18 protein-coding genes are annotated in these 19,123 nt (G+C 49.5%); 13 read left to right on the plus strand and 5 right to left on the minus strand.

Features of this window, described 5'->3' with window-relative positions; all coding sequences use genetic code 11:
* The first annotated feature begins 1 nt into the window (after position 1).
* Together relA and mazG are read left to right on the plus strand one after the other, a co-directional pair.
* A complete protein-coding gene (gene relA / locus OIK42_RS04605) occupies positions 2-2,179 on the plus strand; it encodes a GTP diphosphokinase (RefSeq protein WP_273638732.1) in 2,178 nt (725 codons plus the stop codon).
* Positions 2,157-2,990 (plus strand): nucleoside triphosphate pyrophosphohydrolase, encoded by an 834-nt coding sequence (gene mazG, locus OIK42_RS04610; RefSeq protein WP_273638734.1) that lies wholly within the window; start codon positions 2,157-2,159, stop codon positions 2,988-2,990. The genes relA and mazG overlap by 23 nt, the downstream gene beginning before the upstream one ends.
* Here the strand turns inward: mazG and OIK42_RS04615 are convergent.
* Positions 2,977-3,885, minus strand: a complete 909-nt coding sequence (locus OIK42_RS04615) for a transporter substrate-binding domain-containing protein (protein WP_273638735.1) — start codon at positions 3,883-3,885, stop codon at positions 2,977-2,979. The two genes, mazG and OIK42_RS04615, sit on opposite strands and share 14 nt — an antisense overlap.
* 272 nt (positions 3,886-4,157) lie before the next feature.
* On the opposite strand from OIK42_RS04615, the gene rplM reads away from it, so the two are divergent.
* From rplM to OIK42_RS04665, 10 genes are all read left to right on the plus strand, one after another.
* Positions 4,158-4,586 carry a 50S ribosomal protein L13 gene (gene rplM, locus OIK42_RS04620; RefSeq protein ID WP_273638737.1) on the plus strand — a complete coding sequence of 143 codons (429 nt, stop codon included), beginning with the start codon at positions 4,158-4,160 and terminating at the stop codon, positions 4,584-4,586.
* A gap of 12 nt (positions 4,587-4,598) precedes the next feature.
* A complete protein-coding gene (gene rpsI, locus OIK42_RS04625) occupies positions 4,599-4,991 on the plus strand; it encodes a 30S ribosomal protein S9 (RefSeq protein WP_273638739.1) in 393 nt (130 codons plus the stop codon).
* 468 nt (positions 4,992-5,459) lie between these two features.
* A complete protein-coding gene (gene petA, locus OIK42_RS04630; RefSeq protein WP_273638741.1) occupies positions 5,460-6,092 on the plus strand; it encodes a ubiquinol-cytochrome c reductase iron-sulfur subunit in 633 nt (210 codons plus the stop codon).
* 1 nt (position 6,093) lies between these two features.
* Positions 6,094-7,359, plus strand: a complete 1,266-nt coding sequence (locus OIK42_RS04635) for a cytochrome b (RefSeq protein ID WP_273638742.1) — start codon at positions 6,094-6,096, stop codon at positions 7,357-7,359.
* Entirely contained in the window at positions 7,356-8,090 is a 735-nt protein-coding gene (locus OIK42_RS04640) for a cytochrome c1 (RefSeq protein WP_273638744.1), read from the plus strand. The genes OIK42_RS04635 and OIK42_RS04640 overlap by 4 nt, the downstream gene beginning before the upstream one ends.
* A 118-nt stretch (positions 8,091-8,208) precedes the next feature.
* Positions 8,209-8,841, plus strand: a complete 633-nt coding sequence (sspA, locus tag OIK42_RS04645; RefSeq protein WP_273638745.1) for a stringent starvation protein SspA — start codon at positions 8,209-8,211, stop codon at positions 8,839-8,841.
* Positions 8,838-9,287, plus strand: a complete 450-nt coding sequence (locus OIK42_RS04650; protein WP_273638747.1) for a ClpXP protease specificity-enhancing factor — start codon at positions 8,838-8,840, stop codon at positions 9,285-9,287. Before sspA ends, OIK42_RS04650 begins: the two co-directional genes overlap by 4 nt.
* 349 nt (positions 9,288-9,636) lie before the next feature.
* Positions 9,637-10,350, plus strand: a complete 714-nt coding sequence (locus tag OIK42_RS04655) for a spondin domain-containing protein (protein ID WP_273638748.1) — start codon at positions 9,637-9,639, stop codon at positions 10,348-10,350.
* 8 nt (positions 10,351-10,358) lie between these two features.
* Positions 10,359-11,066 (plus strand): spondin domain-containing protein, encoded by a 708-nt coding sequence (locus OIK42_RS04660; RefSeq protein ID WP_273638750.1) that lies wholly within the window; start codon positions 10,359-10,361, stop codon positions 11,064-11,066.
* 105 nt (positions 11,067-11,171) lie between these two features.
* On the plus strand, positions 11,172-11,885 hold the full coding sequence (locus OIK42_RS04665) for a response regulator transcription factor (RefSeq protein ID WP_273638752.1): 714 nt from the start codon (positions 11,172-11,174) through the stop codon (positions 11,883-11,885).
* Between the two features lie 111 nt (positions 11,886-11,996).
* Here OIK42_RS04665 and OIK42_RS04670 read toward each other — a convergent pair whose 3' ends face one another.
* Together OIK42_RS04670 and mgtE are read right to left on the minus strand one after the other, a co-directional pair.
* On the minus strand, positions 11,997-14,219 hold the full coding sequence (locus OIK42_RS04670; RefSeq protein ID WP_273638754.1) for a prolyl oligopeptidase family serine peptidase: 2,223 nt from the start codon (positions 14,217-14,219) through the stop codon (positions 11,997-11,999).
* Between the two features lie 118 nt (positions 14,220-14,337).
* The gene (mgtE, locus tag OIK42_RS04675; protein ID WP_273638755.1) at positions 14,338-15,696 is read right to left on the minus strand and encodes a magnesium transporter; all 1,359 of its coding nucleotides are present in this window, start codon (positions 15,694-15,696) and stop codon (positions 14,338-14,340) included.
* A 435-nt stretch (positions 15,697-16,131) separates the two neighbouring features.
* Between mgtE and OIK42_RS04680 the strand changes: the two genes are divergently transcribed.
* Positions 16,132-17,976, plus strand: a complete 1,845-nt coding sequence (locus OIK42_RS04680) for a DUF885 domain-containing protein (protein WP_273638757.1) — start codon at positions 16,132-16,134, stop codon at positions 17,974-17,976.
* A 24-nt stretch (positions 17,977-18,000) separates the two neighbouring features.
* Here OIK42_RS04680 and OIK42_RS04685 read toward each other — a convergent pair whose 3' ends face one another.
* Together OIK42_RS04685 and rapZ are read right to left on the minus strand one after the other, a co-directional pair.
* Positions 18,001-18,273 carry an HPr family phosphocarrier protein gene (locus OIK42_RS04685; protein WP_273638759.1) on the minus strand — a complete coding sequence of 91 codons (273 nt, stop codon included), beginning with the start codon at positions 18,271-18,273 and terminating at the stop codon, positions 18,001-18,003.
* A complete protein-coding gene (rapZ, locus tag OIK42_RS04690; protein WP_273638760.1) occupies positions 18,273-19,118 on the minus strand; it encodes an RNase adapter RapZ in 846 nt (281 codons plus the stop codon). The genes OIK42_RS04685 and rapZ overlap by 1 nt, the downstream gene beginning before the upstream one ends.
* Positions 19,119-19,123 lie beyond the last annotated feature (5 nt).

Consider the following 19,123-nt stretch of genomic DNA (forward strand, 5'->3'; position numbering starts at 1 on the left):
AATGGTATCTACCAGAACTGCGCATGGGGAAAAACGCCCGCCATTTGAAAAGTGGTTGGCGAGCTTAAACTTATCCGATACCACGGCACAGAAGTTACGTGACATCTCGCATATGCCCGACAAACTGTTAGTGGGGCAGGAGATGGTGGAAATACTCCATCAGCTCAATATGGACGATGTGACCCTGCAAGCAGCGCTGGTTTACCCTTATTGTCAGCAGCATGAATTAACCGATGCCCAGGTACTGGAAAACTTTGGCGAAGAAATAGAACAGCTGATTATTGGTGTGCGGCGAATGGAAGCCATTCGCATGCTGCATAACCGCAAGCAATCTGACAGTAAATTGTCGGCGCCGGATGAGCAGCACATCGACAGCATACGCCGCATGCTGTTAGCGATGGTGGAAGATGTGCGTGCTGTCGTCATTAAGATGGCTGAGCGGATTTGTGCACTGCAACAGGTCAAAAAGGCTGACGAAGAAACCCGTGTCATGGTGGCGCGCGAGTGTGCAACCATTTATGCGCCGTTGGCTAACCGTTTGGGAATCGGTCAGCTTAAGTGGGAGTTAGAAGATCTCGCTTTTCGTTATTTGCACCCCAAAACGTACAAACAAATTGCTCAGCAACTCGATGGCAAGCGGCGCGAGCGGGCAGAATATATCGATAGTATGGTGGAGGAGCTACAAACACTGCTGAATAACGAGCGTATCGAAGCAGAGGTGTATGGCCGACCCAAGCATATTTACAGCATCTGGAAAAAGATGCAGAAAAAACACCTGACCTTTGAGCAACTGTTTGATATTCGGGCGGTACGCATCATCGCCGAGCGGCTGCAGGATTGTTACGCCGCGCTGGGCACCGTACATGCCCACTTTAAGCATATCCCCAAAGAATTTGACGACTACATTGCAACGCCTAAGGCCAATGGCTATCAGTCTATTCATACGGTTATTCTCGGACCCAAAGGCAAACCGGTGGAAATTCAGATCCGAACGCAGAAAATGCATCAGGATGCGGAGCTGGGAGTCGCGGCCCACTGGAAATATAAGGAAGGCAGCACAGGTAAGGTGTCAGGGTACGATGAGCGTATTAACTGGCTGCGTAAAATCCTCTTGTGGCAGGAAGAAGTGGCCGAATCCGGTGACCTGGTTGAAGAATTACGCAGCCAGGTATTTGACGATCGCGTTTATGTCTTTACTCCCCGTGGCGACGTGATTGATTTACCTCAGGGGTCGACACCGGTTGATTTTGCCTATTATATCCACAGCAATGTAGGTCACCGGTGTATTGGCGCTAAAGTTAATGGCCGCATAGTGCCGTTTACCTATCAGTTGCAAAGCGGTGACCAGGTGGATGTACTCACGGGCAAAGAAGCCAACCCCTCCCGCGACTGGATGCATCCGGGGCTTGGCCATGTACATTCGTCACGAGCCCGCGCCACAATCCACAGCTTCTTTAAGAAACAGGATAAAGAGAAAAACCAGCAGGCAGGTAAAGAACTCCTCGAACGTGAGTTGCACCGCGCCGGGTTATCTCACAAAGTGGCCAGTGATGCCTGTGAGCGGTTTAATGTGCCCTCGGTAGATGAACTGCACGCTGCTATTGGTGCCGGCGATGTACGCGTGATGTCGGTGGTGCATTATTTACAGCAAATTCAGGCGCCGCCCCCAGAGATAGAACTCAGCCCTAAATTAAAAACCCGTAAAGCGGCCAGAGGCAATAATAAGCCCGATAGTGTGGTGGTGCAGGGCGTAGGTAACCTAATGAGTCAGCTGGCTAATTGTTGTCATCCGGTGCCGGGAGAAGCCATATTAGGGTACATCACCCAGGGCCGTGGGGTGAGTGTTCACAAAGAAACCTGTGATCAACTGCAGCATCTGCTCAACCAACACCCTGAACGCCAGATTGAAGTGAATTGGTCGCAGGATCTCAATGTGGGGTACGAGGTAAATCTTGATATAGAATGTAATGACCGTACCGGGTTACTGCGTGATATTACCACCGTGCTGGCCAATGAAGGGGTGGCCCTGCTGGGCGTCAACAGCCTGAGTGACAAACGCCATCAAACGGCACTTATCGCGATCTCGGTAGAAGTGTCAGATGTGGCCAGCTTAACCCGTCTGATTAATAACCTGAGACAGTTAAAGGATATTGTCGATGTCAGACGCAAAACCAATTGATCCCGCTGGTGCGCTGGAGCGCTTGCTGACGATCATGGCGCGGCTGCGCTCTCCTGACGGCGGGTGTCCCTGGGACGTGCAGCAAACCATGCAGTCGCTAACCCGTTATACATTAGAAGAAGCCTACGAGGCAGTAGACGCCATTGAACGCAATGCACCGGATGACATTAAGGATGAACTGGGCGATTTGCTGTTTCAGATTGTGTTTTATGCGCAAATTGGTGCCGAGCAAAAGCTGTTTGATTTTACTGCTATTGCCAATGCCATTAGCGACAAAATGGTCCGTCGCCACCCACATGTTTTTGCCAGGGCAATGACCGATGAGACAAAGCTCGCTGAACAGTGGGAAGCGATAAAAGCCACCGAGCGCCAACAGCAAAGTGGCGGTAAGCCCGCACCTGCGGCCTTGCTCGATAGCGTACCCACTGGTTTGCCAGCCCTGATGTATGCGCAAAAAATCCAGAAAAAGTGCGCCCGTGTTGGGTTCGACTGGCCGGATTTTGCGCCGGTGTTAGACAAGGTTCGCGAAGAGATCGATGAAATTCAGGCTGAGTTAGCGGTCAAACAAATAAACCATGCTGCCCTGGAAGCAGAAATAGGCGATGCGTTGTTTGCGCTGGTTAATGTTGCCAGACATTGTCAGGTGGATGCGGACGCCGCGCTGCGCCGTGCCAGTCTTAAATTTAGTCGCCGTTTTGGTCAGGTGGAAGCCCTTGCAACGGCCCGCCATGGAAGCTTGTACGGGCTCGAACTTGCCGAGCTGGAGGCGTTGTGGCAACAGGTTAAAGCTGATGAGACTAAGGCGTCCTGAGATCTTGCTGGCGTTGAAGATAGGTTTCCATGGGGCGAGGGTCGACTGTCCATAACGGTTGTTCAAACGTCACCGTGAGGTTGGGGTTGTCCAGTTCGAAGTGCTGCCTGTCAGTTGCGGTAGCCAGCGTCATGGCACTTTGATAACCCGGTTGTTTTTCAAAATACTGCTGCAGTTCACCATTTTTTAACATTATGTACAGGCCTTCGTACAAGCGTGCCACCAACGCCGGGTATTTGGGGGAAACAAAGAAATACTCATAACTTGGATAACGTATCAGCCAGTTCTGTTCGAGCGCTATATGTTTTTGTTGGTGGCGTTCCAAGTCGTTAAACACCTCAATGACATTACGTGGAAAATAGTCGACCAGGCCTTTATCTACGGACGTAAACATCGTTGTGAACCACAAGCTCCATGGCGCTCCTTCTACTTTTAGCCCGCTATGTTGCAGTACTTTTAAGTCGGGCCAGTCATCACCCTGAACTCCAACGTAGCCTTGCAATGCTTCAAAAGTCATTGTGGCGGGGAACTGGTCCTGACGGGACGCGTTAATCACTAATACACGATAACCCGCAAGGCCCTGCAAAAGCGGAAACCGAACCGGCAAAAGCTGTTGCTCGCGCTGGTCAGATGTGGCGCTCCACATGATATGTGCTTCGCCATTTTGCAGTTTCAGAATTTGCCTGGCCTGCGGCATTGGGTGCGGGTGGGGGAGCGCGATGGCGTTGCCATATTCGGGCGTTAACTCGAGGATTCGCTTGAGTATACTGACGTGATAGTGGCCATAGTCTTTGTCGGCAAAGGCGCGGGTAAAAATAACTTCCTGTGGGTCGCTATTGGCCTTCATGCTCGCTAAAAGCAACAACATTACACTGTAAAGACGTATCGATAGCATAACTCACTAATATCACAACAGGCCAAACCAGTAGATTAGGGTATAGAAGGTGATTAGGCCAATTATATTTTTTTGTACATTGGGGTTCGCTTTTTGTGCAAATCCTGTATAATTCGCGCCCTGCCCAGTTACACCCGCCTGTGGGAAGGCGGAAGAATCAACGGACTCGAAGGGGTCATCACATTGATTTTAGGTGGTTTAGAGTGGTTTTATATGAATTAAAACTGGTTTAAATCAAGTAACGACGAATTATTTTCGGGTGAAATTTAAAAATGAAAACTTTTGTTGCAAAGCCAGAAACGGTAGTACGTGACTGGTACGTGGTAGACGCCACAGACAAAACTCTTGGTCGCTTAGCTTCAGAAATCGCACTGCGTTTACGTGGTAAGCATAAGCCTGAGTACACACCTCACGTTGACACTGGTGATTATATCGTAGTGGTTAATGCTGATAAAATTACGGTAACCGGTAACAAAGCGAAGGGTAAAATGTACTACGCTCACTCTGGTTATCCTGGTGGTCTTAAAGAGACTAACTTTGAGAAGCTACTCGCTCACAAGCCAGAAATGGTTCTTGAAAAAGCGGTTAAAGGTATGTTGCCTAAAGGTCCTTTGGGTCGTGCAATGTTCCGTAAGCTGAAAGTTTACGCAGGTGCTGAACACATGCATACTGCACAACAACCTCAAGTATTGGACATTTAAGGAGCTTATCACATGGCAGATACTCAATATTACGGCACAGGCCGTCGCAAAAGTTCTACTGCTCGTGTATTCCTGCGTCCAGGTACAGGAAACATTACAGTAAACAAACGTGCTCTAGACGAGTACTTTGGTCGTGAAACCGAGTGCATGGTTGTTCGTCAGCCGCTAGAACTGGTTGAAATGACTGAAAAGTTTGACCTGTACGTCACCGTTGTTGGTGGTGGTACAAATGGTCAGGCAGGCGCTATTCGTCACGGTATTACCCGTGCACTGATGGAATATGATGAAACACTTCGTCCGGCACTGCGTAAAGCAGGCTTCGTAACACGTGACGCACGTCGCGTAGAACGTAAGAAAGTGGGTCTTCATAAAGCGCGTAAGCGTCCACAGTTCTCAAAACGTTAATACGTTTTACGATATCAAAAACCCGGTTATTACCGGGTTTTTTTATGCCTGTTAATTGGTCTGAAGTGCTATAGTTTGCCGTATTGAGTGTACAACGGTTAATCATCGAAACTGACAGCGAAAACAACATTACAGCGTCAGATAAGCACGAAGGGTGCTATTGTGATAAATTAATGTAAATAATTAGTGCAATAACGGGTAACTAACCAGGACTTTAGTCTCAAGCTAATGATTGGAGTCGAAAACTTACAAATATTTATCCAGTTAATTCCACTAATTCCTTGTGTTTTGAGGGGGTTTTCTTTTATCATTTTCGGTCGAAAATAATGACAATCTTTCGTGTGAAATCGCTACTTTGCCTAACAAGTCAGGGGCGGTGGGCACGACAAGTTTAATGAATACCTGTTAAATGCGCTTACCAAGCGTGTTGGCGGGTTTTCATATTATCCAAAACCTGGAGAAAAGTGGATGAGCAATGTATCTGTAGATGCAAAAGAGTCTGCGCTGAGTGATGACAAACCGCAAGACAATCCGCGTCGCCGGTTCCTGACCGTTGCGACATCGGTTGTAGGTGGTGTGGGTGTAGTAGGTGCAGCAGTGCCCTTCGTTGCGTCCTGGAATCCGAGTGCAAAAGCCAAAGCGGCCGGTGCTGATGTAGAAGTTGACATCAGTGCAATTGAGCCTGGTCAGTTGGTGCGTGTTATGTGGCGTAGTAAACCGGTATGGATTGTACGTCGTACCCCTGAGATACTTGCCGAGTTAGGCGAGCACGAAGACAAGTTACGTGACCCTGCCTCAGAAAACGAACAACAACCTGCTTTTGCACAAAACCAGTATCGTTCACTTAAAAAAGAATATCTTATTCTGGTTGGCATCTGTACTCACTTGGGCTGTTCTCCACAGCACCTTAAAGATGGTGCCTTCGAAGAGTATGTAGAAGGCGTGCCTGAAGGCTTTTTCTGCCCCTGCCACGGTTCAAAATTTGATATGGCGGGTCGCGTGTTTCAAAACGTACCGGCGCCATTAAATCTGGTTGTGCCACCGTATCAGTTTGTTGATGACACAACAGTGATCATTGGTTCAGAAGCGGAGGTTGCGTAACATGCAAGCATTTTTAGCCTGGATTGAAGCACGTATTCCTGTAATGCGTGTCGCCAACATGCATGCTATCCAGTATCCAGCCCCCAGAAACATGAATTTCTGGTATGTGTTCGGATTCCTGGCCACTATCGTGTTAGTCAACCAAATCGTAACCGGCATTTGGTTGACCATGAATTTTAACCCCACTGCAGAAGGCGCTTTTGCTTCAGTTGAATTCATTATGCGTGAAGTCGACTATGGCTGGATTATCCGCTACATGCACAGTACCGGCGCGTCGGCGTTCTTTATTGTGGTTTATCTGCACATGTTCCGCGGTATGATTTATGGCTCCTATCAGAAGCCCCGCGAATTGCTTTGGATCTTCGGTATGCTGATTTATCTGGCGCTGATGGCCGAAGCTTTCATGGGTTACGTACTGCCCTGGGGACAGATGTCTTACTGGGGGGCGCAGGTTATCGTGTCGCTGTTTAGTGCCATTCCGGTCATCGGCCCCGATCTGGTGCAATGGATACAGGGTGATTATGTTATCTCCGGCGCTACCCTGAACCGCTTCTTTGCGTTGCACGTAATAGCGTTGCCGCTGGTGATTGTTATTTTAGTGTTCCTGCACATCATCGCATTACACGAAGTGGGTTCAAACAACCCTGACGGCATTGCGATTAAACACAAGAAAGGCAGTTTGCCTGAATCAGAAAAAACCAAATTTGAGATCCATGAATATTACACCAGCAAGTACGATATAGCTGATGATGTATTGCCGTTCTTCCCGCATATTGTGTTGAAGGATCTGGTCGCGTTTTGTATTTTCCTGGCTGGCTTTACCTACATTATGTTCTTTGCGCCAGAAATGGGCGGTAAGTTCCTTGAGCATCCAAACTTTGAAATTGCTAACCCGCTGAAAACACCGGAGCATATCTTCCCTGTTTGGTATTTCACGCCGTTCTACGCCATTCTTAAAGCGGTACCTGACAAGCTGTTTGGTGTTATTGCTATGTTTGGCGCCATTATCTTCTTGTTCCTGTTGCCCTGGTTTGACCGCGGTACTGTGAAGTCCTGGCGTTATCGCAGTGGTTTGCACAAACTCAATCTGATTGTGTTTGCCATTGTCTTTATCTTCCTGGGTTACTTAGGTGGTACGCCGCAGGAGAACTGGAAGATAACTGCTTCACAGATCTTAACGGTCATGTATTTCGGTTTCTTCATTCTGATGTTTATTTACAGCAAAAATGAAACCACCAAGCCTGTACCAGAGAGGATCCCTAAATGAGAAAAATAATCTGTATTCTGGCGTTGTTGTTGCCGGGAATGGCGATAGCCGCTGGTGGTAATGTTCACCTTGATAAAGCTAACTACGATCTGACCGACAAAGCCTCGCTACAGCGTGGTGCGAAGTTGTTCATGAACTATTGCCTGGGCTGTCATGGTCAGCAATATCAGCGTTATCAGCGTACGTTTAACGACTTGGGTATTCCGGAAGAGCTGGCACAGGAAAACCTGCAGTTCACCGGAGACAAAGTCTCGGACTACATTGAACGTTCTATGCCAGCCGAATCTGCCGCCCAGTGGTTTGGTGCCGCGCCACCGGATCTGACCCTGGTTGCCCGGGTTCGCGGTGCAGACTGGATTTATACCTATTTGCGTTCGTTTTATGTTGATGAGTCACGTCCGTTCGGCGTTAACAATACGGTCTTTCCTGAAGTAGGTATGCCGCACGTGTTACAGCCGCTGCAAGGCACGCCGCGCAAAGCGACAGAGCAAGCGATGGTTGACGGTGAAATGGTTACTCGTCAGGTTGGTATTAAAAGTGATGGTGACGGAAGTATGAGTGCTGCCGAGTACGATCAAGCCGTACTCGATCTGGTTAACTACCTTGAATACACCGGCGAGCCCTTCCGTCTTGAGTCTGAGGCGCTGGGCAAATGGGTATTAATGTTTATCCTGGTGCTGTTTGTGTTTGTTTACTTGCTGAAGAAAGAATTCTGGCGAGACGTGCACTAATCGCAACTGTTTTATAGTATAATGTTTGCTAGGGGGCTTCTCGCCCCCTTTTTACTTTAATCCGGGTGGCTGATAGTTGTCCGGATAAGATCGTTTAATGTATTTCGGAGAAGAATGAATGGCCGTAGCCGCGAATAAGCGTTCAATAATGACGTTGTTCTCAGACACGATTGATATCTACAGTCACCAGGTGCGTATTGTATTGGCCGAAAAGGGCGTCGGCGTAGAGATTAGCTACACTGATCCCACTAAACTGCCTGAAGATCTGATGGATCTTAATCCTTACGGAACCGTACCAACGCTGGTTGATCGTGAGTTAGTGCTGTATAAGTCTCATATCATCATGGAATACCTTGATGAGCGTTTTCCTCACCCACCTCTGATGCCAGTTTATCCGGTATCACGCGGACAGAGCCGTTTGATGATGCATCGCATTGAACAGGACTGGTACAGTCTGGCTGCGCAAATTTTCCGCGGTGAAGGTGATGTTGCGACAGCGCGCAATGATCTGCGCGAAGCACTGCTGAGTCTGGCGCCGGTTTTTGCCGAAATGCCTTACTTTATGAGTGAAGAATTCAGTCTCGTTGATTGCTACCTGGCTCCTCTGTTATGGCGTTTACCGGCCCTTGGCATTGAACTGACGGGTGCAGGTGCGAACGATATTCTTGCTTACATGAACCGGATCTTCTCGCGTAGCTCGTTCAAAGCTTCGCTGACCGATCAGGAACGTGAAATTCATAATCCATTATGAGTCAAATGACGTCTAACCAACCCTATTTGTTAAAAGCATTTTTCGACTGGATTGTTGATAATGATTTAACGCCCTATATTGTTGTGGATGCCACAAATAGTCTGGTTGATGTGCCACAAGAGTTTGTCAAAGATGGCCAGATAGTACTGAATATTTCGCCATCGGCTTGTGTGAACTTTTATCTGGACAAAGACGGTATATCGTTTCAGGCCAGATTTGGTGGTCAGCCTCGCAGTTTAAGCATGCCATGTGAAGCAGTACTGGCAATTTATGCCCGTGAAAACGGCGCAGGGACTGTCTTTGCAAGCGAAGCTGAAGCCTTGTCTGAAGACAGTTCAGCAAGCGAGCCGCCACCGCCAGTCGAAGAAGTCAAAAAGGATACTGAAGTACCTGCCCAGACGCCGCCTAAAAATCGCGGTAAGCCAAACCTTAAAATTATTAAATAATTTTATTGGTAGCAGTATTTCACAACGAATAAAACCGGCCTCTCAGCCGGTTTTTTATTGCCATTACTGAGCAATCACGGATTAGATTTGGCTCCCCGCTTGTTTATCTGACTCGTCGCCCTGCTTAACCGCGAACCTCTGACTGCCAACTACCAACTGCGCCGTAACGAATCCGCGCGGCTTAAAAAATGTGAACTATTCGTGATACTTTCGCGAGTTTTGCCACGCAAAATTAATCTGCAAGGTCGAACACGCTCGTTGCTGTGACGTGTTCGATGTGACTGATTTTAATCAAAGCGTCGCCAGCAACGCATTGCTGGATAGCTAGCAGAAAGGTAAAGGAAAGCTCATGAAAATAAAACAACTTACATCCGTATTATTGGCTGCCGGTGTCACCGCCATAGCGCCCGCTCTGCACGCCGCAGAGCTTGAAGTGTCAGTGCAGAACTTAACTCGCGGTATTTATTTTACGCCCATTCTTATCGCGGCCCACACGCCCGGGCAGCAATTGTTCAATGTTGGCGAGGCAGCAAGTGCCGAATTACAGGAAATGGCAGAAGGTGGCAACATCACCGGTCTGGCTGAGGCCACCGAGGCCATGGGCGCTGACAATGTCATTAACCCGGCAGGCGGTTTATTAATGCCAACGGCGACAACTAGTACCACGCTGTCTACTGCAGATACCAATACTGCGTTATCGATTGTGGCAATGATGTTGCCAACCAATGATGGGTTTATTGGTCTTAATAGCTGGGAGATCCCCACAGAAGCCGGTACTTATACCATCTATATCAACGCCTATGATGCTGGCACTGAAGCCAATGATGAAATTCGCGGCGGCGGCGCGCCGGGTGTTCCTGGTTTACCTGTACCGCCGCCACTGGAAGATTTAGTGGGCACGGGCGGTAGTGGTGTCACCGCCGAAATTACCAATGACACCGTACATATCCACCCTGGTAACCTGGGCGATGATGATGCCGAGGGTGGTATGAGTGATGTGTCTAACACTGTGCAGCGTTGGTTAAATCCCGTGGCCAGGGTTACTGTAACGGTATCGGAATAGGAGGTCATATGCTATTACAACAGCGATTATCACTGTCAGCGATTGGCCTGAGTTGTTTGGCGCTCGGCGCATGTAGTGACAGCAACAACCCGAGCCAACCCGTTCCTGAGCCGGCGCCCGTTTCCTATAGCTATGATATTACCGTACAGAACCTGACTAAGGGCCAGCCCTTATCACCTGTGGGCATTGCATTACACGATGATAGGACCTTATGGACCCTGGGTGAAGCTGCCTCGGTGGCACTTGAAGTGCTCGCTGAGGGCGGCGACAACAGCGACTTTATTGGCGATGAAAGCTTTTATGCAACAGTGTCGGGCGCGCAACCGATTGGGCCGGGTATGAGTGACACGCTGACGGTAACGGTCACGGATCAGGCTGAGTCGTTTATCAGTGTGGCAACAATGTTTGTAAACACCAATGACGCCTTTGCCGGCGTAAGCGGCCACGCCCTGGCTGATTTAGCCCTGAACGGCAGCATGACTGTGCTGTTACCTGTTCTGGATGCCGGTACCGAAGCTAACTCGGAGGCTGCTGGCACTATTCCGGGACCGGCTGATGGCGGTGAAGGTTTCAACAGTGCGCGCGATGATGCAGATGTAGTGAGTTTTCATCCCGGGGTTGTCTCTGCTCAGGACGGTTTAACGATGTCAGTGCTGACAAGTGCGCACCGTTTTGATAACCCAGCGGTTAAAGTAACAATTACGCGGGTGCAATAAACAGCAGGGTTAATTGCGTAATAAATATGAAGTCTTTCCGGTCTGTTTAGCAGATGTAAGGTTCCCTCAGCGCTGGCTGAGGGGAAATCGCTGAACGGAGAAGGAATGATTCTAGTTATTAGCAATGACCGCACTAAGAGCCGCTCACTCGTTGCCTGCATTGAGCGGGTGAGCGCTGAATGTGATGTGACCGGTGCTACTGAACAGGCAGTTAAACGCTGTGTACAGCAGCAGTATCCGGTGGTGATCCTCGACAGCTTTTCGCGACTTGCCAATCACTATGAGACGATTCAACAACTTCAGCGTGACGCGCCGGATTGCGCCATTATTGTTGTTGCCCGTCAGGGCTGTGACGCTGAGCGAATAATGAGTTTGGAGTTGGGGGCACAGGATTATATTGAATATCCGTTTAACCCCGCCGAGTTACAAGCCCGCGTGCGCGTTCAGTTGCGCCGGGCTGAACTGACAAAGAATAAATCCCGGACGATGCAGCAACCGGTAAAAATTGGTGGCTTTGCTATCGACAATAGCTACCATCGCGCGGAAGTAGACGGCAAGGTGCTACCCTTAACGGCTAAGGAATTCGCATTGTTGCATTTTTTAGCCAGTCATCCGAACCAGGTGTTCTCGCGTGAGCAATTACTCTCTTCGGTATGGGGATATCACTATGGTGGCTTTGAACACACAGTGGCCAGTCATATTAATCGTTTGCGTTCAAAGCTAAACAAAACCAGGGCCGGTGCCCATTTGGTAGAAACAGTTTGGGGCGTGGGCTACAAGTTTAACAGCGCGAGTTTGGAGATGGTTCAAACCGCATAAAATACAAAAAAGCCTGGTGTGCAGAAAGGACAGAGCCAGTCCGAATGAATAACCGGTTCACAGCAAAACACCGTCTGTCAGTAAACAGACGGTGTTGAACGTTTAAGGCGCTCAGTGAGTGCTTTTCGTCATAAGCTTTTCAGTTAAGTAGGTAAACTCAAGTGCCGCCCGTTTTGCACTTTCCTGTTGATTCGCCGCCGCTGAGTGACCACCGTCAATGTTCTCGTAGTACAAAAATGGCTTGCCGGTGGCTTCAAATAGTTTGGCCATTTTGCGTGCGTGGCCAGGATGCACCCTGTCATCTTTGGTGGAGGTAACAAAGAAGGGTTCCGGGTAATCAACGTCGGCATCGAAATTATGATACGGCGACATTTTTTCGAGCCATGCACGCTCTTCCGGCACATCAGGAGAGCCATATTCGCCCACCCAACTGGCACCGGCCAGCAAGAGATGAAACCGCAGCATGTCGAGCAGCGGAACCTGCACAATTACGGCGTTCCAGAGATCCGGACGCTGGGTGAGCATGACACCCATTAGTAACCCACCGTTGGAGCCGCCTTGTATACCCAGATGTTGGGGAGAGGTCAGCTTGTGGTCAATCAGCCACTCGCCTACCGCGATGAAGTCGTCATAAATCACCTGGCGATTGGTTTTCAGGCCGGCCTGATGCCATTTGGGGCCAAACTCACCGCCGCCGCGAATATTGGCTAATACAAATGCGCCGCCGCGTTCCAGCCAGAGCTTTCCCCGTAGTCCGCTGTAGTTTGGACGCATGGATATTTGGAAGCCGCCGTAGCCATACATCAGCGTTGGTGTTTTGCCGTCGTGCTTAATGCCCTTTTTGTGGATTACAAAAAACGGGATGAGTGTGCCATCTTTTGACTTCGTTTCTTTTTGCTCTACCACCAGATCGTCATCGTTAAACCACCCAGGCAGACGCTTTAACGTTTTTATTTCGCCGTTTTGTGGCGAGTAACTCATTAATGAGTCGGGCGTGAGAAACCCCTCGTAATTAATCAGTACGGTTGCTTCATCCTTATCGGCAAAGGAGACCGACAGGGTGCCATTGAAAGGTAGATCGAGTTGTTCCAATTGCCAATCGCTATTAGCTCGGGTGATGGCAAAAACCTTGCCGACGACGTTGTCGCTCAGGGTCATCAAAAGCTGGCCTTTGGTCATGGAGACACCTTCAATGGCCTGACGGTCGTTTGGCTCAAATATCACTTCTGGCATGCCTGACTCTGTAATGTCAGGTTTGCCGGTAAACGGCATCGCCAGCAGGCTACCGGTTGAAAAGTGAGTGGCAGTGCCACCGGCTTCTACGGTCCAGTCCTGTTTGATAGTAAATATCAGTTGCCCTTCAAATAACCCCACGATATCGGACTTTTCAGGAAGGGGTAAACGAACTGCATCATTACCACCTTGCGGGAAAATGTAGTTCTCGCGGGTAAAAAAGGTGGGGGCGACCACAACCCCTTCCAGGCGGGTGCCATTGTCACGTTCCTGGGTATAAGGGAATACGCCAACGTCGGTTTTTTTGCCGCTGAACATAAGTGTGGCATCGCTCAGCGGTGTATCTCGCTGCCAGCGTTTCACCGTGGAAGGATAGCCTGATTCGGTCAGTGTAGTACCATCACCACCCCAGTCGGTTGCCACCAGAAGTGTATTGTAATCAACCCAGGCCACGCTGGATTTGGCTTCAGGTAAGGTAAAACCATCTGTTACGAAGCGTTTGGTGGCAAGGTCAAATTCACGGATTACCACGGCATCTTTACCACCATTGGATAAACTTACCAGGCATTTATAATCGGCTTTTGCTTGTGCGGTGTAACAGTTAGCGCCTTTGTATACCCAGTTTTTATCTTCGCTTTTAGCCAATTTGTCGAAGTCGAGGATAGTTTCCCATTCTGGCACTTCGGTTGCGTAGCTGGCGAGCGTAGTGCGACGCCACAGCCCACGTACATGCGTTTCATCCTGCCAGAAATTATATAAATAACCATCGCGGATAGTGCCATATGGAATACGTTCTGATGAGTTAACTACCTCCAGAGCCTTAGCTTCCAGGTCGGCGTAAACCGGATTAGCCTGAAGTTCTGCCAGGGTGCGCTGGTTTTGGTTGCGCACCCAGTTAAGGGCTTTCTCACCTTCGACTTCTTCTAACCACAGGTAGGGATCCTGTTCAGATCCAGGCGTTTCGGTGGCCTGTACCTTTGGTTCGGTGGAACTTATCTCCGGGGTGTTGGCCGGGCTGCTTTTTTCGCTCGGTTGCGAGAGACAAGCATTTAGGCCCAACACCGCAACAGTTGCCAGTAACATAGACCGGGTTATTACCATTCATTATCTCCTTGAAGCATCAACACAACGCCGCTGCGTGTTTCAATACACAAAACACACCTGGCGCATCAGTATGCGGTTACCGTTTCAGGTTAATCTAATTTCCAATAAAATAGCACTACACTAAGAACAGGGTGGCGGTACCTAAAAAGGCAAAGATACCGACGACATCGGTAATGGTGGTCAGAATAACACTGCCAGCCAATGCCGGGTCTATGCGTAGCTTTTTCATAATAATGGGTAAGGTGGCGCCTGATACCGCGGCTGCTATCATATTCATTAGCATCGCAAAGGCAATAATAATTCCCAGCGTAAGATCCTGTTTCCAGGCGGCAATAACGGAGGCAATTAAAACAGCCCAAATCACGCCGTTTAATAAACCAATAGCAAACTCCTTGGTGATTAACCAGCGGGAGTTAGATTGATTTACATGGCCAAGGGCCATACCACGAATGACCAGGGTCAGGGTTTGGTTACCCGCTACTCCGCCCATACTTGGCACAATAGTATTGAGAATAGCCAATACCGCCATTTGACTTAACGTAGCTTCAAAGAGATCACTCACTGCCGCTGCCATCAGTGCGGTCAGCAAGTTTACTCCTAACCATACTGAGCGCCGCTTAGTACTTTGCAGGACGGGGGCAAAGGTGTCTTCTTCGTCATCGAGACCAGCCATACTCATCATCGAGTGTTCAGCATCTTCACGAATAATATCGACGACATCGTCAATGGTGATACGCCCTACCAGGCGGTGTTTGTCATCGACCACGGGTGCTGACAACCAGTTATACCGTTCAAACATACTGGCAACTTCATCGTCGGGCATGTTCACCGGTATCGCTTCGGGCTCTTCCTCCATCACATCGACGACCCGGGCCTCCGGATCGGTGGTCAGCAAGCGTGACACCGGAACAATCCCCACGAGGTTGTCGGTGCGGCTGACTACATAAAAGGTATCGGTATTTTCCGGCAGTTCGCCCTTCAGGCGCAGATAACGCAGTACCACATCTATCGACACCTCAGGCCGCAGCGTAATGGTATCGGTATTCATGATAAAGCCAGCGGTTTCTTCACCGTAAGACATGGCCTGCTCGGCGCGCTGGCGGTCCTGAGCATCCATCGATTGTAATACGTCCTGTAGCACTTCATCCGGCAGGCTGGACAGCGTCTCAGCGAGATCGTCGGTGTCCATATCCTCAAGCGCATCGACAACTTTAGCCGGCATCATTTTGGCAATGATGCCATTACGCACTTCTTCGGAGAGTTCTTCTATTACATCGCCGTGAAAATCGCTGTCGAGTAATTCCCACAAATCATCACGGGTTTTCGTTGGGCTGGACTCCAGAATAAGCGCTACGTCACTGGCGGGCATTTCATGTAGCTGCTTTCTAACGGATACAAATCTACCTTCGGCAAGTGCCTGGTTTATATCGCGTAATTGGCCGCGTGCCGATTTTGCTTCGAGGGCGTCTGCCACCTAATCTTCCTGGAATTTTGGCAAGTAATACAAGGGTAACTCAGTGGTGCGATTCTGTCATGGTTTAAGCGCTCAGTGATAGACTTTTTTATTCCATCTTGTCTTTTTATAAATCAGATTTAGACCTAAAAGGCATAGAAATTGTAATGTTTAATACCGTAGTTAAATTTAAATCTTGCTCCGGCTAGCGCTGATGAATAATCACGGCTGACAACCCCGGTTAAAATAGTGGGTGGCATAAAGTGGCCCTGGTGGGCAAACAAACAGTCCTTTATATGTCCTCAATGAGCGGGCAATCGATCAAGCCCTAATAGATATACCCAGGGCGCAATGCAATTTACCCTATTGTTGACGGGCTTTTTTATTGCTTCGCCGGGGGCTGTGCTACAGTAATACTTTGTTAACGCACAAGAAAGTTTTGAGCCAGGAGCACCAATGCGACACCGAGTCTGTTATTTTTTCAGCAATATTAAAATAGTCTGGATATTGCCTTGTTTGGTATTGGCCGGATTGACGGGGTGTGAGTCTACCCCGGTTTCAAACCACGCTGCGAAGGCGTCTGAACCGGCCACGTCGCTGACAAAGACGACGGAGAATAACAGCGCCCGCCTTGCCAGTATTATCGAACAGCACTGGCAGTATAAATTGGCAGAAGATCCCATACTTGCTGCCCGCTTTGGTCACGCATCTTACCGTAACCGTTTGCCGGGTGTTACCGCATCAGATCGGGCGCGTCGTTTGCGCACTGAAGAGGCGCTGGTCGCTAAACTTGATAGCATTAATACGCAAGCGCTGAGCGCCACCGACAAAGTAAATCACGCTTTACTGCGCTGGTTACTGGTTAACAGTATCGAAGCAAATCAGCTCAATTTACAGCGCATTCCGTTTAACACGTTCTATTCGTTCTGGAGCCGGGCACTGGGCGCCAGCAAAGGGCTGTCGATGCGTACCGAGGCGGATATCGAAGCCTATATTGCGCGTATTAAGGATATCGAGCGCTATATTGATGAAAACATCGCCAATATGCGCGAGGGGATCGATGATGGTTTTGTGCATGCCAAAGTAGTGGTTGAGGGCGTTGCCCCGACTGTCCGGGCACTGGTGGTGTCAGATCCAACCCAAACCAGCTTGTATGAACCCTTTACAAAGCTTCCATCCACACTCAGTAATGCCCGGCACCTGCAGTTACGTGAAGCGGGGCGCTCAGCGATTAAAGCGCATGCGTTACCGGCCCTTGACCGCCTGGCTACCTTTCTTGAAGGGGATTACTTAAATGCTGCTACCCAGAGTCTGGGCGCGCAGCAGTTGCCTGATGGCGAGGCGTATTACCGCCATGCAATTCGTCAGTACGTCACAGAAGATCGCGATCCGGCACGCATACATCAGATAGGTCTGGCTGAAGTTAAGCGTTTGCGGGAAGCTATGCAGGCGCAAATGGCGGCGGCTGGTTTTAACGGCAGTTTGGACGAGTTCACTGCCTTTTTGCGCACCGATCCACAGTTTTACCCACAAAGTGCCGAGGCACTATTGAAAGAAGCTGCGTTTATTGCCAAAAAAATTGAATACCGGCTGCCGGAGTTTTTTAGCACGTTGCCCCGACAACCCTATGGTATTGTCGAAGTACCCAAGGAAATTGCCCCAAATTACACTACAGCATCCTACAACTCCGCGCCCTTAGACGGCATTCGTGGCGGTGCTTACTGGGTGAATACACATAACCTCGACCAACGTCCGCTCTACGAAATGGTGGCGTTAACGCTACATGAGGCGGTTCCGGGGCACCATTTACAAAACGCACTGTCGCTGGAGCTGCAAAATGTCCCCGACTTTCGTCGTGACTTATATTTAAGTGCCTACGGTGAAGGGTGGGGGTTATATGCTGAGGGCTTAGGGGTTGAAATGGGCGTGTACGAAACGCCGTATCAGCATTTTGGCCGGTTAAGCTATGAAATGTGGCGAGCGTGTCGACTGGTTATCGATACGGGCATTCACTCGCAAGGGTGGAGCCGGGCCCGGGCAATCGATTATCTGGCGGCTAATACCGCATTATCGATGGCCAACGTGCGCGCCGAAGTGGACCGCTATATTTCCTGGCCGGGCCAGGCGTTGTCGTACAAGATGGGCCAGCTAAAAATACTTGAATTACGTGAGCGCGCCGAGCAGGCGCTGGGTAATCAGTTTGATATCCGTGAGTTTCATCAACAGTTGCTGGGGAATGGGGCGCTGCCACTGGCTCTTCTGGACCGGCAAATTCAGGCGTATATTGACGCCTATCGTTAAACCACAGGGAGTGACGACTCCCTGCTACTCAGCCTCGTTAAAGCGCCCGGCGATCAGCGATTCGACAGCCTGCATGGCGGCTTCGGCATCAGGACCTTCGCTGATCACATCGACCTGCTCACCCTGGTGGCTTTCCATGAGCATCAGGCCCAGTACACTGTTGGCATTGGCTTCCTGCTCGCCTTTAATGAGGGTAATCTGCGCATCAAACTGATTAGCCAATTGCACTAACTGGGTGGCTGCGCGCGCGTGCAGGCCCAGCTTGTTAACGATTGTGAGGGTTTTCTCTACACGCATTATCGGTTCAACTCCCTGTGACGGATTTGCACATCCGGATGCTTATCTGCGAACAGTTTTGCTAATGACTGAGCTACAAATACGGAGCGATGCTGACCACCCGTACAGCCAATGGCAATGGTTACGTAGCTGCGATTGTTCCGCTCTAAATGCGGCAGCCAGGTGGTGATTAAATTCTGAATTTGCCAGATAAACTTAGTGACGATGGGCTGTGAACCGAGAAAAGCTTCAACGGGTGAATCCAGGCCGGTGTGGTGCCTTAGGTCTGGCTCCCAGTGTGGATTAGGTAAGAACCGTGCATCAAAGACATAATCGGCGTCTTTGGGGATACCATGTTTAAAACCAAAGGATTCAAATACCAGTACCAACCGCGAACTTTTTTTACCCAGAATACGCTCACGAATTAACTCAGCTAACTGGTGAATCGACAAGCGATCGGTATCGATATACAGATCGGCCCGCTCGACAATCGGCGCTAACAGATCTTTTTCGGCCTGGATGGCATCTGCCAGGGATATATTTAATTTGGCAAGTGGATGAAGCCTGCGGGTTTCGCTGAAACGTTTTACCAGCATATCGTCGCTGGCATCCAGATAAACGATAGTCATAGCCCAGGATGAGGGCAGATAATCGAGGATTTCAACCAGATCCTCAGGCTCTTTTGGCAGGTTGCGCACATCAATGCTGACAGCGACTTGATCGTATTCATCGGCTACCGTGTGGGTCAGGGTCGGCAGCAGGTTAACCGGGATGTTGTCAACGCAGTAATAACCGAGATCTTCCAGTGCGCGCAGCGCAACGGACTTCCCCGAGCCCGAACGACCACTGATAATGATAAGCTTCATGAACT

This window comes from Alteromonas gilva, from assembly GCF_028595265.1.
Classification (GTDB): Bacteria; Pseudomonadota; Gammaproteobacteria; order Enterobacterales; family Alteromonadaceae; genus Alteromonas; species Alteromonas gilva.